General features: G+C 65.5%; 13 protein-coding genes. 12 read left to right on the forward strand and 1 reads right to left on the reverse strand.

All coding sequences use genetic code 11. The features are described from left to right. Positions 1–1,169: 1,169 nt before the first annotated feature. Positions 1,170–2,669, forward strand: a complete 1,500-nt coding sequence (gene glpK, locus ACFPME_RS16625) for a glycerol kinase GlpK (RefSeq protein ID WP_377306803.1) — start codon at positions 1,170–1,172, stop codon at positions 2,667–2,669. Positions 2,670–2,719: 50 nt separating this feature from the next. Here glpK and ACFPME_RS16630 read toward each other — a convergent pair whose 3' ends face one another. Further along, a complete protein-coding gene (locus tag ACFPME_RS16630; RefSeq protein ID WP_377306829.1) occupies positions 2,720–3,655 on the reverse strand; it encodes a carbohydrate kinase family protein in 936 nt (311 codons plus the stop codon). Positions 3,656–3,930: 275 nt separating this feature from the next. Here ACFPME_RS16630 and ACFPME_RS16635 point away from each other — a divergent pair, with 275 nt between their 5' ends. The 11 genes from ACFPME_RS16635 to lipA all read left to right on the forward strand — a co-directional run bounded on the left by ACFPME_RS16635 (position 3,931) and on the right by lipA (position 14,965). Further along, positions 3,931–4,977: a rod shape-determining protein gene (locus ACFPME_RS16635; protein ID WP_072762547.1), complete on the forward strand. Its 1,047-nt coding sequence runs from the start codon at positions 3,931–3,933 to the stop codon at positions 4,975–4,977. A gap of 22 nt (positions 4,978–4,999) precedes the next feature. Then, on the forward strand, positions 5,000–5,959 hold the full coding sequence (gene mreC, locus ACFPME_RS16640) for a rod shape-determining protein MreC (RefSeq protein ID WP_377306804.1): 960 nt from the start codon (positions 5,000–5,002) through the stop codon (positions 5,957–5,959). Next, entirely contained in the window at positions 5,956–6,441 is a 486-nt protein-coding gene (mreD, locus tag ACFPME_RS16645) for a rod shape-determining protein MreD (protein ID WP_377306805.1), read from the forward strand. Before mreC ends, mreD begins: the two co-directional genes overlap by 4 nt. A 16-nt stretch (positions 6,442–6,457) precedes the next feature. Then, positions 6,458–8,422, forward strand: a complete 1,965-nt coding sequence (mrdA, locus tag ACFPME_RS16650; protein ID WP_377306806.1) for a penicillin-binding protein 2 — start codon at positions 6,458–6,460, stop codon at positions 8,420–8,422. Then, complete coding sequence (rodA, locus tag ACFPME_RS16655) at positions 8,419–9,534, forward strand: rod shape-determining protein RodA (protein WP_377306807.1); 1,116 nt, start codon at positions 8,419–8,421, stop codon at positions 9,532–9,534. The genes mrdA and rodA overlap by 4 nt, the downstream gene beginning before the upstream one ends. Before the next feature lie 94 nt (positions 9,535–9,628). Continuing rightward, a complete protein-coding gene (mltB, locus tag ACFPME_RS16660) occupies positions 9,629–10,639 on the forward strand; it encodes a lytic murein transglycosylase B (protein WP_377306808.1) in 1,011 nt (336 codons plus the stop codon). Beyond that, a complete protein-coding gene (locus tag ACFPME_RS16665; RefSeq protein ID WP_377306810.1) occupies positions 10,636–11,556 on the forward strand; it encodes a septal ring lytic transglycosylase RlpA family protein in 921 nt (306 codons plus the stop codon). The genes mltB and ACFPME_RS16665 overlap by 4 nt, the downstream gene beginning before the upstream one ends. Positions 11,557–11,631: 75 nt before the next feature. Beyond that, the gene (locus ACFPME_RS16670; protein ID WP_377306811.1) at positions 11,632–12,870 is read left to right on the forward strand and encodes a D-alanyl-D-alanine carboxypeptidase family protein; all 1,239 of its coding nucleotides are present in this window, start codon (positions 11,632–11,634) and stop codon (positions 12,868–12,870) included. Beyond that, positions 12,870–13,160 (forward strand): DUF493 family protein, encoded by a 291-nt coding sequence (locus ACFPME_RS16675; RefSeq protein WP_377306812.1) that lies wholly within the window; start codon positions 12,870–12,872, stop codon positions 13,158–13,160. Before ACFPME_RS16670 ends, ACFPME_RS16675 begins: the two co-directional genes overlap by 1 nt. 131 nt (positions 13,161–13,291) lie before the next feature. Continuing rightward, a complete protein-coding gene (gene lipB / locus ACFPME_RS16680) occupies positions 13,292–13,948 on the forward strand; it encodes a lipoyl(octanoyl) transferase LipB (RefSeq protein WP_377306830.1) in 657 nt (218 codons plus the stop codon). Positions 13,949–13,957: 9 nt separating this feature from the next. Then, complete coding sequence (lipA, locus tag ACFPME_RS16685) at positions 13,958–14,965, forward strand: lipoyl synthase (protein ID WP_377306813.1); 1,008 nt, start codon at positions 13,958–13,960, stop codon at positions 14,963–14,965. Positions 14,966–15,050 lie beyond the last annotated feature (85 nt).

Genomic DNA, 15,050 nt, shown 5'->3' on the forward strand with positions numbered 1-15,050 from the left:
TCCCAAAACCTCCACCCTGACCGGTGGGGGTTTTTTTTGCCCGTCGGATGCGGCGGCTGCGACCAAGACCGCCGGCTGCAACAGGTCTATGCCAGGGTCTTATGTCAACCGCCGCCCTGAGCGGTGGCTCTTCCGCTGGCTTGACGTGGCTGCGATCGAGATCGCCGGCCTCAACAGGTCACCGGGGGTCTACCCTCGTTCTCGCGGAGATCGAGCCAAGGCCGCAAAGGCCTGGACCCGGCACCGCTGCGCTGCATCCGGAGCTTGTGGAAGCGTTCGATGTAATCAAAGACGTCGGACCGTGCCTCGGCCAGAGTCAGGTAGCGGCGGCGAAGGATAGCGTTCGCGACAGCTTTGGATCGCCTGATACTTCAGCTCGATTCCCTGGCGAAGAACGCTGCCGCTTCGGGCAAGAAGTCCTTCTCATTCTTCGCTCCCGCGAGCTCGCGCCTGGGCGTCGCCAATCCTAGTCGCGCGGCAGGCGGTCAGCCGGCGAGGGCTTTAGCCTTGTCGGTCTACACCTCGCGCCGCCCATGCCCCGCGGCCCCGACACCCCAAGCCAATATCCCGGCCCCGTGACTTGGCTGCGCGCCCGGCCGACGGGTCGGGCTCATGGCCCTCACGCTTGAACTCATCGCTGAGCTTTCTTCGCTTGGACATGACACTCCTATTTCCGATCATCGCTCTTCATGGAAGTGTCCGCGCTAACGGATAGAACCGTATCCCACCCGCTCCCGCCGGAACTGCCCCGCGAGATCACCGTCCACGCGTCGGAACACTGCGACGGCACCACCTGACCGTGTCGACGCAGATCGGCAAGCACGCCGACGGAACCCAGTCCCCTACTCGATCCGGGCAAGGGCAAAACCAGGCATGCATACCTGCATACCTGCTTGCCTACGCCGGCCAAGGTTGGCCGAGTGACGCGGGCGCCGCATTCGCAGCAGCGGCCCGGAGCCTTGATCGACTACCCATCGTGATCTTCGATTACCGCACAGTCGGGGCGCCAAGCATGCCGCCGACCTCCCCGGCGAGTGGCGAAGACGCGCTGACGACCAATCCGCGGGCTAGTGCGCCGAACGCATTGACCGCAGGCGAGCAACCCACAGCATTCCAACTCATCGAGCTGTTGCTACTCTCCACCGAGGGAACGTGCGAGAGGAAGGGCCGTGGCGCAACATTACATACTGGCAATCGACCAGGGCACGACCAGCTCGCGCTCGATCCTGTTCGATCATGCAGGCGCCATAGCTGGCTCGGCGCAGCGCGAGTGTCGACAGTTGTTCCCGCAGCCGGGCTGGGTCGAGCAGGATCCGATGGAGATTCTGGCAGGCGTGCTGGCAACGATCGCCGATGTGCTGTCCTCGGTGCGCGTCGACGCTGGCCAGTTGGCTGGCATCGGCATTGCCAATCAGCGCGAAACCAGCGTGGTGTGGGACCGACATACCGGGCAGCCGGTGTACAACGCCATCGTGTGGCAATCGCGACAAAGCCTGGCGATCTGCGAACGCCTGGAAGCAGACGGTCATGCCTCCTTGGTGCGCGAGAAGACCGGCTTGGTGATCGATGCGTACTTCTCCGGCAGCAAGATCCGCTGGATTCTCGACAATGTCGAGGGTGTCCGCACAAGGGCGGAGCGGGGCGATCTGCTGTTTGGAACGATCGACAGCTGGTTGATCTGGAATCTCAGCGGGGGCCGCTTACACGTCACCGATGTCAGCAATGCCGCCCGCACGTTGTTGTTCGACATCCACAAACGCTGTTGGGATGACGAACTGCTGCGCATGCTGGACATCCCGCGCAGTCTGTTGCCGGAGGTACGCTCGTGCAGCGAGATCTACGGACATACCGTCGCCCTGCCCGGGCTGCCGGCCGGCGTGCCGATTGGCGGCGTGGCCGGCGATCAGCAGGCCGCGCTGTTCGGGCAGGCTTGCTTCGAACCTGGCATGGCCAAGAACACCTACGGCACGGGCTGCTTCATGCTGATGAACACCGGAACGCGGGCCGTGCCTTCACGCCATGGCCTGCTGACCACGATTGCGTGGGAGATTGACGACACGGTCGAGTACGCGCTCGAAGGCAGCATCTTTGTCGCCGGCGCAGTGGTGCAGTGGCTGCGTGACGGTTTGCAGATGCTGGTGCAGGCGAGCGATTCGCAGGCATGCGCGCAAAGCGTGCCGTCCAGCGACGGCGTCTATCTTGTTCCCGCATTCGTGGGGCTGGGTGCGCCGTACTGGCGCAGTGACGTCCGCGGCGCGATATTTGGCCTGTCGCGCGGAACCCGCAGGGAACACGTGGTGCGCGCGGCGCTGGAATCGATGGCCTACCAGTCGCGCGACGTGCTAGCCGCGATGGAAGCAGACGCCGGCATCCCGTTGAAGGAACTGCGCGCCGATGGCGGCGCGATCGCCAACGACTTCATGGCGCAGTTCCAGGCAGACATGCTCGGCGTGCCGGTGCTGCGTCCGCGAGTGGTCGAGACCACGGCGTTGGGGGCGGCTTATCTGGCGGGTCTGGCGGTTGGCTTCTGGGAGAGCCGTGCCCAGATCGCCGGACTATGGCGGGAGCAACATTGCTTCCAGCCCGAGATGGATGTGCTTACCCGCGAGCGTCTTTACCGTGGCTGGCAGGATGCAGTGAACGCCACCATCGGCTTTCGCGTCGAATGACGTAACCGAGGCATCGAGCAGCCCAGAGCCTCGGCAAAACATCCTGGCGATCAATCGAGCCCGTAACCGAACTGGTCGAGGAACTCGGCAGCGAACTCGGCGTAGCTGAAACGCTGGTTCTGGGTACCGGGATGCTCCACTTTCAGCGCGCCCATCAGCGAGGCCATGCGGCCCACCGTCGGCCAGTCCTTGTTTGCCATGATGCCGAAGATCAGGCCCGCGCGATAAGCGTCGCCGCAGCCGGTTGGATCGACGATCTGGCGTTCACGCGCCGGCGGAATGTCATGGATCTGAGTGCCAACGTGTATGGTCGAGCCGCGCGGCCCCTGGGTCACGATATACGCGGTCACATGCCCGGCGATTTCGGTGGCGCTCCAGCCGGTGCGTGCCTGCAGCAATTGCGACTCGTAGTCGTTGACGATCACATAGGTGGACTTGGTGATCATCGCGCGGAACTCGTCGCCGCTGAACAGCGGCATCGCCTGGCCCGGATCGAAAATGAAGGGTACGCCGCGCACGGCGAATTCATCGACGTGTTGCAGCATCGCCTCGCGACCATCCGGCGCGACGATCGCGAAGTCGATCTGCGGAATGTCGCGCACGTGGTTTTCCTGCGCGCTGGACATGGCGCCAGGATGGAAGGCGGTGATCTGGTTGTTGTCCAGGTCGGTGGTGATGAAGCACTGCGGCGTGAACTGGTCCTCGAACTCGCGCACGCAATCGAGCTGAATGCCGCACTGTTCCATGTGCTTGCGGTACGGCGCGAAGTCCTGGCCCACGGCTGCGACCGGCAGCGGATCGCCGCCAAGCAGCTTGAGGTTGTAGGCGATATTGCCGGCGCACCCGCCGAACTCGCGGCGCATCCGCGGCACCAGAAACGACACATTCAGGATGTGCATCTGGTCGGGCAGGATGTGATTCTTGAACTGGTCCTGGAACACCATGATGGTGTCGTAGGCCAGCGATCCGCAGATGACGGCAGGCATGATGTGCGGGAACCCCGGGGCAAGGTGGACAGGCCGAGAGTGCCACGGCCGGCCGATGGCCGCGCCGGATGCTCCGGTCAAAAGGGGGAATCGTACCGCCATATGCGCGGATTGGCGATCCTCGGGGGTGACGCACAGCTCATTCCGGGCCGAAGAAAACGCGCATATCACGGTGTTGTAGAAGGGTTTCTTAACGTTATTGTCCTTGCGCATGCAGATCGTGCTGACTAGACTGGCGAGCTTACTTTTTAGCCAAGCCGACCCACGGCGGACCCATGTTCAAGAAGTTCCGCGGCATCTTTTCCAACGACATCTCCATCGACCTCGGCACGGCCAACACACTGATCTATGTGCGTGGCCAGGGCATCGTGTTGAACGAGCCTTCGGTTGTGGCGATTCGCCAGGATCGCGGCCCCGGCGGCCCGCGCACGATCGCGGCAGTCGGCAGCGACGCCAAGCGCATGCTCGGCCGCACGCCGGGCAATATCGCCACGGTACGACCGATGAAGGACGGCGTGATCGCCGACTTCACCATGACCGAGGCGATGCTGCAGCACTTCATCAAGCAGGTGCACAAGTCGCGCTTCCTGCGGCCGAGCCCGCGCGTGCTGGTCTGCGTGCCGTGCGGTTCGACCCAGGTCGAACGCCGCGCGATCAAGGAATCGGCCGAAGGTGCCGGTGCGCGCGACGTGTTCCTGATCGAGGAGCCGATGGCTGCGGCGATCGGCGCCGGCATTCCGGTGCACGAGGCGCGCGGCGCGATGGTGCTGGACATCGGTGGCGGCACCTCCGAGGTGGCGGTGATCTCGCTCAACGGCATCGTTTACTCGCAGTCGGTGCGCGTGGGCGGCGACCGTTTCGACGAGGCGATCATCAACTACGTGCGGCGCAACCACGGCACGCTGATTGGTGAATCCACCGCCGAGAAGATCAAGCTGCAGATCGGCTGCGCCTTCCCGCAGAGCGAGGTCAAGGAGATCGAGATCTCCGGCCGCAACCTGGCCGAGGGCGTGCCGCGCATGTTCACGATCAACTCCAACGAAATCCTCGAAGCGCTGCACGAGCCGCTCGCCGGCATCGTAGCAGCGGTGAAATCGGCGCTCGAGCAGACCCCGCCGGAACTGTGCTCCGATGTCGCCGAGCGCGGCATCGTGCTGACCGGCGGCGGCGCGCTGCTGCGCGATCTGGATCGGTTGATCTCCGAGGAAACCGGTCTGCACGTGCAGGTGGCAGATGATCCGCTGACCTGCGTGGCCCGCGGTGGCGGAAAGGCGCTGGAGCTGATCGATCAGCACGGCAGCGATTTCTTCGCGCCCGAATAACGCACGCTGGGCAGGGGCGGCCATGGCGCGCACGCGCGACGAATCCTCGCCTCTGTTCGCCGGCAATGCGGCCGGCACGCTGAGGTTGATTGTCTATCTTGCCCTGGCCGTGGTGCTGATGGTGCTCGACCATCGCAACGGCTGGCTGTGGCGTCTGCGCTATACCGCTTCCGCCGTGGTCGAGCCGGTGTACCGGCTTGCCGGCCTGCCCGCGGTGGGCGTGCGCACGATGAGCGTGGCCTTTGCCGATCGGCAGTGGCTGACCGAGCAGAACCAGCGCCTGCGCGAGGACCTGCTGCTGGCCAATGCCAAGTTGAACCGGATGGCCGCCGTCGCCGAGCAGAACCAGCGTCTGAAGGAATTGCTCGACACCCAGCACAGCCTGGAACTCAACGTGCAGTTGGCGCGGGTGATCGGCGTGGACCTGGGGGCCTATCGTTACCAGCTGACCTTGAACATGGGCGCCCGCGATGGTGTCCGGCCGGGCCAGCCGGTGATCGACGCGCATGGCGTCATGGGGCAGGTGAAAGAGGTGTTGCCGACCACTTCGGTGGTCATGTTGATCACTGATCCCTCGCATGCGATTCCGGTGGTGATCGAGCGCACCGGGCTGCGCACCGTGGCCTATGGCTCGCGTGACGGCGATCAGCTGGCCCTGCCCAACATCCCGTTGGCGGCCGACGTGCGCGCCGGCGACAAGCTGCTCACCTCCGGCCTGGGTGGCCGCTTTCCACCGGGTTTTCCGGTTGGCGAGGTTGCCTCCGTCGCGCCGGCGGCTACCGGCATGTTCCAAGTGGCGCTGGCAACGCCGGCCGCGGACCTGGATCGCAGCGAGGACGTGCTGCTGCTGCACGATCAGGCCGAACCGGACGGACCTCCTGCGCCGGTGACGCCGATGGGTCCACCCGGTGACTTGGCGCCGGGCGCCGCATCGGCCGCCGCACCGAAGCCCGTGACCGCAAACGGCGGAGTCGCGCGATGAACAAGCAGCGCCTGAGCCTCTGGTGGTTCATCGGCACGCTGGTGTTTGCGCTGCTATTGATGCTGGTGCCGCTGCCGGGCGTGCTGGAACCGTTCAAACCGTATTGGCCGGCGCTGGTCCTGCTGTATTGGTCGCTGGAGTCGGAGGATCGGGTCACCCTGGGTCTGGCCTTCATGGTCGGCCTGGGCGCGGATCTGCTCACCGGCATCGTGCTGGGCGAGCAGGCCTTGCGCCTCTGCGCGCTCGTGTTCATCGCGCTGCGTTTTCGTTCGCGGTTGCGCTTCTTTCCGATGTGGCAACAGGCGCTGGCGGTGCTGGCGCTGTTGTTGAATGACCGCATCCTGCTGCTGATCGTGCGGGTACTGGCCGGTGCGTCGCTGCCGCCGGCAAGCTGGTGGATCTCGCCGTTCGTGGGTGCGGCGCTGTGGCCGTTCCTGTTCCTGTTGCTCGACGACCTTCGCGCGCGCCTGCGGATTCAATGAAACATGAACCTGTGAGATGAAGAAACGGGGAGCGATCAAGGACCCGCGCGGCGAAAGCCTGCAGTTCCAGCGCCGTGCGCTGGCCGGATTCGTGTTGATCATGCTGAGCCTGTGCCTGCTGGTCAGCCGCTTCGTGTTTCTGCAGGTGATGCATCACGACGAGTTCGTCACGCGCTCGCAGGCCAACCGGGTCAAGCCGCGCGCGATCCCGCCCGCGCGCGGGCTGATCTACGATCGCAACGGCGTGCTGCTGGCCGACAACGTGCCGGCATTCCGTCTTGAGGTGGTGCCGGAGCAGGTCAAGGACATGCCTGCGTTGCTGGCGGGACTGGGCAAGGTGGTGCCGCTGGGGCAGGACGACCTGGAGGCGTTCCGCAAGCAGCTCACACAGAGCCGGCGTTTCGAGAGCGTGCCGCTGAAGATGCACCTGACAGAAGACGAGATCGATCGCTTCGCCGTGAATCGCTGGCGCTTTCCCGGCGTGGACGTGGTGCCGTACCTGACCCGCCGCTATCCGTTCGGTGAACTGCTCGCGCATGTGGTCGGTTATGTCGGGCGCATCGATGCATCTGACGTGGAGCGGCTCGACCCCAAGCGCTACCAGGGCACCAGCCATGTCGGCCGCAGCGGCCTCGAACGCTCCTACGAAGACGTGCTGCACGGCACGCCGGGCTACGAACTGCTTGAAGTCAATGCCGACGGACGCACCCAGCGCGTGCTGGAAACGCACCCGCCCACGCCGGGCAGGAACCTTTACCTGAGCATCGATGTGCGGCTGCAACGAGCCGCCGAGGACGCGTTCGCCGGCCGGCCCGGTGCATCCGTCACGATCGATCCGCGCAACGGCCAGGTGCTGGCGATGGTCAGCGTGCCCACGTTCGATCCCAACCTGTTCGTCAACGGCATCAGTCAGGCGGACTACAGCGCGTTGACCAACGACCCGGACAAACCGCTGTACAACCGCGCGCTGCGTGGCGTGTACCCGCCCGGCTCCACGGTGAAACCGTTTCTTGCGCTGGGTGGACTGGAATACGGCGTGCGCCGGCCCGAAGACACCGTGTTCTCGACCGGCCAGTTCTGTCTGCCCGGCCAGAAGCGCTGCTATCGCGACGATACCCGCGGCGGCGACGGCACGGTGAACATGGTGCGCGCGATCGAGAAGTCGACCAATACCTACTTCTACAAGCTGGCGCTGGATCTCGGCATCGATCGGTTGAGCGCGTGGATGAGCCGCTTTGGCTTCGGCAGCAAGACCGGCATCGATCTTGTCGGCGAGTCCGAAGGCATCCTGCCCTCGCGCGAGTGGAAATCGGAGCACAGCAAGTTCGGCTGGTTCCCCGGCGAAACCGTGATTGCCGGCATCGGTCAGGGTTACTGGGCGGTGACCCCGCTGCAACTCGGGCATGCCATCGCCACGTTCGCCGGCCATGGCGTGCCCTACGCGCCGCGACTGGTGATGGCCACCGCTGCAGTGGCGGACGGGCAGCGCCGCCCATTGCCCAACCCGCCCAGCGGCGCGTCACTGATCCGCAAGTCGTCCGAGTGGGACGTGATCAACGAAGGCATGCGCGCGGTGATCGTCAGCGGTACCGGCCGGCTCGCGCGATTGAACGACGGCTTCCCGTATCTGATCTCCGGCAAGAGCGGCACGGCCGAACGCTTCTCGCGCACCTCCGAGGCGTATGACACCAACAAGAACACCGCCTACCTGGCAACGCGCCATCGCGCCTGGTTCATGGGCTATACGCCGTCGGACGACCCGCAGATCGCCACTGCCGTGGTGCTGGAAGCCGGCGCGTGGGGCGGCACGGATGCCGGACCGATCATGCGCAAGATTTTCGATGCCTGGGCCCTCGCCAAGGGCGTGAAGCTGCCCGCCGATACCCAGCCGCCCGCCGCGCCGGCACCCGCCATCGGCGACGGCAGTCCGGTGGAAGATGTACCGGCGCAGGCATCCAGCGGCGAGGGAGCCATTCCATGATCGGGACACTTCATGTTCGCTTGCGCCGCGTTCTGCGCCGCATCCTGACCCGGCCGCGGATCGACCTGCCGCTCGCGGCCGGCCTGTTCGTCCTGGCGTTGATCGGCCTCGTCACGCTTTACAGCGCCGGCGACGGCAGCGTGGCCCTGGTCGGCGGACAGGCCGGCCGCTTCGTGCTCGGCGGCGCCTTGCTGCTGGTGGTATCGCGCATCCCGCCATCGGTGCTGCGCGGCTGGACACCCTGGCTGTACGCCGGCAGCACCGCGCTGCTGGTGATAGTGGCGATACTGGGCGAGGGGCGCGGCTCGGTGCGCTGGCTGGATCTGGGCGTGATGCGTTTTCAGCCGTCCGAACTGCTCAAGCTGACGATGCCGATGATGGTGGCCTGGTATCTGCATTCGCGTCAGTTGCCGCCGGGCTGGAAGGATATCGCCATGGTCGGCGCGCTGATCGCCATCCCGGCCGGGCTGATTGCCGAGCAGCCGGATCTGGGCACCGCCGTGCTGGTGGCCGCGGCCGGAGCGTTTGCGCTGTTCCTGTCCGGCATGGCGTGGTGGCGCATCGGATTGCTGGTCGGCGTGGTGGCCGGCATGGTTCCAGTGGGCTGGCACTTCCTGCATCAGTACCAGCGCGATCGCGTGCTGACCCTGCTCAATCCGGAATCCGATCCGCTCGGCAACGGCTGGCACATCATCCAGTCGCAGATTGCGGTGGGTTCCGGCGGCATCTTCGGCAAGGGCTGGCAGCACAGCACGCAGTCGCGGCTGGACTTCTTGCCCGAGCACACGACCGACTTCATTTTCGCGGTGTTCTCCGAAGAGTTCGGCCTGCTCGGCGTATGCGGCTTGATCGCGCTGTACGCGTTCATCATCGGACGCTGCCTGTGGATTGCGATGGACGCGCGCGACACCTACTCGCGCCTGCTCGCGGGCGCCATCGGCATGAGCTTTTTCGTCTACGTGTTCGTCAACGGCGGGATGGTGGCGGGCATGCTGCCGGTGGTCGGCGTGCCACTGCCGATGATCAGCTATGGCGGCACCTCGGCGGTGTCTCTGCTGACCGGTTTCGGTGTGCTGATGTCGATCCACGCCCATCGCAAGACGCACCTGTGAGAAGCACGGCGGATGGCCAGGCGCACGGCCCGGCGTTGCCCGGTGTGCGTGTTAGGCTTTCGACCACATCGTTTTCCGCGAGCGCAATCTGCACATGACCGCCACATCCGCGTCGCATCCGGCCCGTCTCCTCGCCGTCCTGAGCCTGCTCTGGATGGGCGTGCCGACCCCGGTGCAGGCGGCGACGCATCCCGGCCAGGCCGCGCTGGTGCGCGAGGTGGCGCGCGATACCGGCAAGAGTCCGCAGGTGCTCAATGCGCTGCTTGGCAGTGCCACGATGCAGCAGAGCATTCTCGATGCGATCAGCCGCCCGGCCGAGGCCAAGCCGTGGAAGGATTACCGGCCGATCTTCCTCACCGACAAGCGCATCGATGACGGCATCGCGTTCTATCGCGCACATCGCGCATTGCTGGAGCAGGTCGGCAGGCAGTACGGCGTGGCGCCGCAGTACATCGTGGCCATCGTCGGCGTGGAGACCAGCTACGGGCGCAACACCGGCAAGTACAAGGTGCTCGACGCGCTGGTCACGCTGGGCCTGTACTACCCGCCGCGCGCAAAGTTCTTCCGCGAGCAGCTGAAAGAGCTGCTGGAAATGCCGGACAACCATCTCGCCGGTCCGATCGACACGCTCACCGGCTCGTACGCCGGCGCGCAGGGCTGGGGCCAGTTCATGCCCACCAGCATCCGCGATTTCGCGGTGGACGCCGATCAGGACGGCCGCATCGATCTGCGGAACTCGCTGCCGGACATCTTCGCCAGCGTCGCCAACTATTTCGCGAAGCACGGCTGGGTCGACGGTGGCCCGGTCGCCGCGCGCGCACAGCCGGATGCGGCCGCGCAACCCATCATGGTGAAGGACGCCACGCCGCAATGGCCGCTGGAACAGCTCGAAGCCTGGGGTTACGCACCGCTGCAGGCGTTGCCGCCGGCGCAGCCGACCAGCCTGCAGACCTTGCAGGGCCCGAACGGGCCGGAGTACTGGTTCACCTTCCAGAACTTCTACGTGATCACCCGCTACAACCGCAGCCCGCTGTATGCCATGGCGGTCGACCAGCTGGCTGGCGCCATCGCCGCCGGCGTGGGCCAGATGGACCCGGCGCGATGAGAGCGGCACGGGCATGGATGCTGCTGCTGGCGTTGATGCTGTTGGCCGCCTGCGGGGGCAAGAGCACCCGACCGACCCGGGCGGCCGGTGCAGCGGCGCGGTATCCGCCGGGCCGCGTGGACGCAGCGAGCAGCCCACGCGCGGACAGCTTCCGCGATGACCTCAGCAGATCGCAAGACAGCCGCTATCGCGACGGCAACGACAGCGTGCCCGGCGACGTACCGGACCTCAGCAAGCTGGTCGAGCCGGTGCCCAGGGTCGAGCCGCGGTCGCTGTACGGCAACAAGTCGCCGTACACCGTGCTCGGCCATTCCTACCGTGTGCTGCCCAGCGCGCGCGGCTACGACGAGCGCGGCATCGCCTCGTTCTACGGCAACAAATTCCATGGCTACAAGACCTCCAGCCTGGAGACCTACGACATGTACGCGTTCAGCGCGGCCAGCACCACGCTGCCGCTCCCCAGCTATGCGCGCGTCACCAATCTCGAAAACGGCAAGAGCGTGATCGTGCGGATCAACGACCGCGGACCGTTTCACCAGAACCGCCTGATCGATCTGTCCTATGCTGCCGCGGTGAAAATCGGCATCTGGCCCAAGGGCACCGGGCTGGTCGAGGTGCGCGGCATCGATCCGGCAAATCCCACGCAGGAACTGCCGCCGCCCACCGTGGTCACAACCGGGCACCCCGGCATCTACCTGCAGGTGGGCGCGTTTTCCGACAGGGACAACGCCGAGCGGCTGGCCCAGCGCCTGCGTCTGGCCAACCTCGGCGTGGTGCGGGTGATGGAGGCCGAGGTCAACGGTCGTCGCGTGCGGCGGGTGCGGGTCGGGCCGCTGGCGAACGTGGACCGCGCTGACCAGGTCAGCGCCCGGATCGAAGACATGGGCCTGCCCCGGCCCCAGGTCGCGGTAGACTGAGCAGGATTTGCGTTTCCCTTTTTAATCATGTCGGCATGCCACGCCGGCATCCCAGAAACTGGACTGAACCACACGATGAATTTTTTCCGCCGCACCCTGATTCCGTTCGCCGCCGTATTGCTGGTTGGTGTTGCCGTTGCCCAGACGCCGCCGCGCCCCTCGCCGGTGCCTCGCCCGGTGGTGCCGGATGCGCCGGTGCCGCCGCCGCCGGACGTCGACGGCAAGAGCTGGGTGCTGATGGATTACGCCACCGGCCAGATCCTCGCCAGCAAGGAGCCGGACCTTCGCCTGGAGCCGGCATCGATCACCAAGATCATGACCGACTATGTGGTCTCCGCCGAGGTCGCCAACGGCAAGATCCACATGACCGATCCGGTGACCATCAGCGAGAACGCCTGGCGCGGCGGCGGCGCCGGCACCGACGGTTCCACCAGCTTCATGAAGCTCAACAGCCAGGTGCCGCTGAAGGACCTGCTGTACGGCATGATCATCCAGTCCGGCAACGACGCGGCCATCGCGCTGGCCGAGCACACCGCCGGTTCCGAGCCGGCGTTCGCCGGCTTGATGAACGCCTATGCCAAGCAGCTGGGCATGGTCAATTCGAACTTCCAGAACGCCTCGGGCTACCCGATCGAGAACCACTACACGACGGCGCATGACATTGCGCTGCTGTCGCGCGCGCTGATCCACGATTTTCCGGATGACTACGCGATCTCCGCGATCAAGGAGTTCGAGTGGAACGGCATCAAGCAGCACAATCGCAACACGCTGCTGTGGCGCGACCCGACCGTGGACGGCATCAAGACCGGCCACACGGCCGCTGCCGGCTACTGCCTGGCCGCCTCGGCCAAGCAGGGCGATTCGCGCATGATCGCGATCGTGATGGGCGCCAGCAGCGAGAAGGCGCGCGCCGATTCGGCGATGGCGCTGCTCAACTACGGCTTCCGTTTCTATGAAACGCACAAGTTGTATGACGGCAACAAGGAGCTGGTGACGCCCCGGTTGTGGAAGGGCGCGGCGAACCAGTTGCCGCTGGGCGTGGCCGACAACGTGCTGGTCACGGTCAAGCGGGGTCAGTACGACCAGCTCAAGGCGACCATGGACATTCCCGCCACCCTGATCGCGCCGTTCAAGAAGGGCCAGCAGGTGGGTACGCTGCGCATCACGCTGGCCGGTCAGCCGGTGCAGAACGTGCCGCTGATCGTGCTGAACGATGCGCCACAGGGTGGCTTCTTCTCGCGGCTGTGGGACAGCATCCTGTTGTGGTTCCACAGCAGCAAGGACAAGCCCGATCAGGCGCACGGTACCAAGTGATGCAACCGATCGACTTCAGCAAGGCGAAGCAGGACGGCAAGGGTTTCCAGTTTCCCGGTGAGTTCGAGATCACCGCGGTCGGCAACGCCAGCGCCAACCTGCCGACCCACGTGCCGCAATTGCTGGAGCGCGCCGGCCTGCGCGTGCTGCACGAGAGCGTGCGGCACCGGCATTCCGGCGCCGGCAATTTCGTTTCGATCACCGTGAGCTTCTATTGCGATACCCGCGAACATTACGAGGCCGCGCATACCGCGCTGCGCGCGAGCCCGGACGTTCGCTACACGCTTTGAACGGGAATCGGGAATGGCGATCGATCGAGCCGCCATTCGACGAACACGCTTTCCGGCAACCTGCAACCCTCCGTCACCGCGACCCTGCCGTGAACACTGACGCCCGACTTCCGACTCTCCATCCCAGGCCATTGAAGATCCGTCGCCTCGGTCGGCAACCCTACGCGGCGACCTGGCGTGCGATGAGCGCGTTCACCGACAACCGCGCCGCCGATACCGCCGACGAACTGTGGCTGCTGGAGCACGACCCGGTGTTCACCTTGGGCCAAGCCGGCAGGATGGAGCACGTGCTGGCGCCTGGCGACATTCCGGTATTGCCGGTCGACCGCGGTGGCCAGGTGACCTATCACGGCCCGGGCCAGATCGTGGGCTATCCGCTGATCGACCTGCGCCGCGCCGGCGTGGGCGTGCGCGAGCTGGTCCACAGGATCGAGCAATCGCTGATCGACACGCTGGCGCATTGGGACGTCATCGCGGCGCGGCGCGACGGCGCGCCCGGTGTCTACGTGGGCGAAGCCAAGGTCGCGGCGCTGGGCTTGCGCGTGCGGCGCGGCTGCAGCTTCCACGGGCTGGCTTTCAACGTGGCGATGGACCTGGAGCCGTTTCATCGCATCAATCCTTGCGGCTACAAGGGTTTGGCGGTCACGCAACTGCTAGACTTGGGCGGCCCGTCACAGTTGGCCACGGTCGAGGACGTGCTGGTGGAGAAGTTCTGCCGCCAGTTCGGCTTCGTTGCCGAGCCCGCTGCCCCCGTTTTACCTGAACTCCCCGCTCGCGCAGCGGTCTGAGCTATCTACATGAGCGAAATCTCCACCTCTCCCAAGATCATCCCGATCACCGTCGTCAGCGGTGCGCCGTCGGTCGAAAAGCAGGTCGGCAGCGACAAGATCGCGCTGAACCGCGCCGGCTTCGACACCGCCGTGCCGATCTTGCGCAAGCCATCGTGGATCCGCGTGCGCCTGCCGCAGGGCAATGCCGTGCAGCAGCTGAAGGCGCGCCTGCGCGAGAACGCGCTGGTCACGGTATGCGAGGAAGCCTCCTGCCCGAACATCCACGAATGTTTCAGCAAGGGCACCGCCACCTTCATGATCCTCGGCGAGGTGTGCACGCGCCGTTGCTCGTTCTGCGACGTGGCGCATGGACGCCCGGTCGCGCCCGATCCGCTGGAACCGGCGCGGCTGGCCGAGACGATCCGCGACATGCGGCTGAAGTATGTGGTGATCACTTCGGTCGACCGCGACGATCTGCGCGATGGCGGCGCCGAGCATTTTGCTGCCTGTATCCGTGCCACGCGCCACGCCAGCCCGAACATCAGGATCGAAATCCTCACCCCCGACTTCCGCGGCAAGGGCCGCATGGAACGGGCGCTGGAAGTGCTGAAGGATTTTCCGCCGGATGTGTTCAACCACAACCTGGAAACGGTGCCGCATCTCTATCGCGAGGTCCGGCCCGGCGCCGACTACCAGTGGTCGCTGGATCTGCTCAAGCGTTTCAAGGCGCAGCATCCCGGCGTGCCGACCAAGTCCGGCATCATGCTTGGCCTAGGTGAAACCCGCGATCAGGTGATCGAAACCATGCGGGATCTACGCGCCCATGACGTCGAGATGATCACCATCGGCCAGTACCTGCAGCCCACGCCGCACCATCATCCGGTGGTGCGCTACTGGACTCCCGAAGAATTCGATGCGCTGCGCGCGGCCGGTGAGGCGATGGGTTTCCATCACGTCGCCTCCGGTCCGCTGGTGCGTTCGTCCTACCACGCCGACCTGCAGGCCCATGCAGCCGGCGTTACCGAATCGGCCTGAGAGCATTCATGAAATTTCGTCCCGCGCTGGTCTTGCTGTTTGCCCTCACCGCGACCTGCGCAATTGCGCAGTCGGCCGCCGACCT

The sequence above is a fragment of the Rhodanobacter umsongensis genome (genome assembly GCF_042654965.1).
Taxonomy (GTDB): Bacteria; Pseudomonadota; Gammaproteobacteria; order Xanthomonadales; family Rhodanobacteraceae; genus Rhodanobacter; species Rhodanobacter umsongensis.

What these genes read in the sequence shown, in the direction of transcription:
- ACFPME_RS16630 (WP_377306829.1), bottom strand. Translation starts at nt 3,655, where the DNA reads ATGCCTGCCGTCATCTGCGGATCGCTGGCCTACGACACCATCATGGTG.
- ACFPME_RS16635 (WP_072762547.1), top strand. Translation starts at nt 3,931, where the DNA reads ATGTTCAAGAAGTTCCGCGGCATCTTTTCCAACGACATCTCCATCGAC.
- mreC (WP_377306804.1), top strand. Translation starts at nt 5,000, where the DNA reads ATGGCGCGCACGCGCGACGAATCCTCGCCTCTGTTCGCCGGCAATGCG.
- mreD (WP_377306805.1), top strand. Translation starts at nt 5,956, where the DNA reads ATGAACAAGCAGCGCCTGAGCCTCTGGTGGTTCATCGGCACGCTGGTG.
- mrdA (WP_377306806.1), top strand. Translation starts at nt 6,458, where the DNA reads ATGAAGAAACGGGGAGCGATCAAGGACCCGCGCGGCGAAAGCCTGCAG.
- rodA (WP_377306807.1), top strand. Translation starts at nt 8,419, where the DNA reads ATGATCGGGACACTTCATGTTCGCTTGCGCCGCGTTCTGCGCCGCATC.
- mltB (WP_377306808.1), top strand. Translation starts at nt 9,629, where the DNA reads ATGACCGCCACATCCGCGTCGCATCCGGCCCGTCTCCTCGCCGTCCTG.
- ACFPME_RS16665 (WP_377306810.1), top strand. Translation starts at nt 10,636, where the DNA reads ATGAGAGCGGCACGGGCATGGATGCTGCTGCTGGCGTTGATGCTGTTG.
- ACFPME_RS16670 (WP_377306811.1), top strand. Translation starts at nt 11,632, where the DNA reads ATGAATTTTTTCCGCCGCACCCTGATTCCGTTCGCCGCCGTATTGCTG.
- ACFPME_RS16675 (WP_377306812.1), top strand. Translation starts at nt 12,870, where the DNA reads ATGCAACCGATCGACTTCAGCAAGGCGAAGCAGGACGGCAAGGGTTTC.
- lipA (WP_377306813.1), top strand. Translation starts at nt 13,958, where the DNA reads ATGAGCGAAATCTCCACCTCTCCCAAGATCATCCCGATCACCGTCGTC.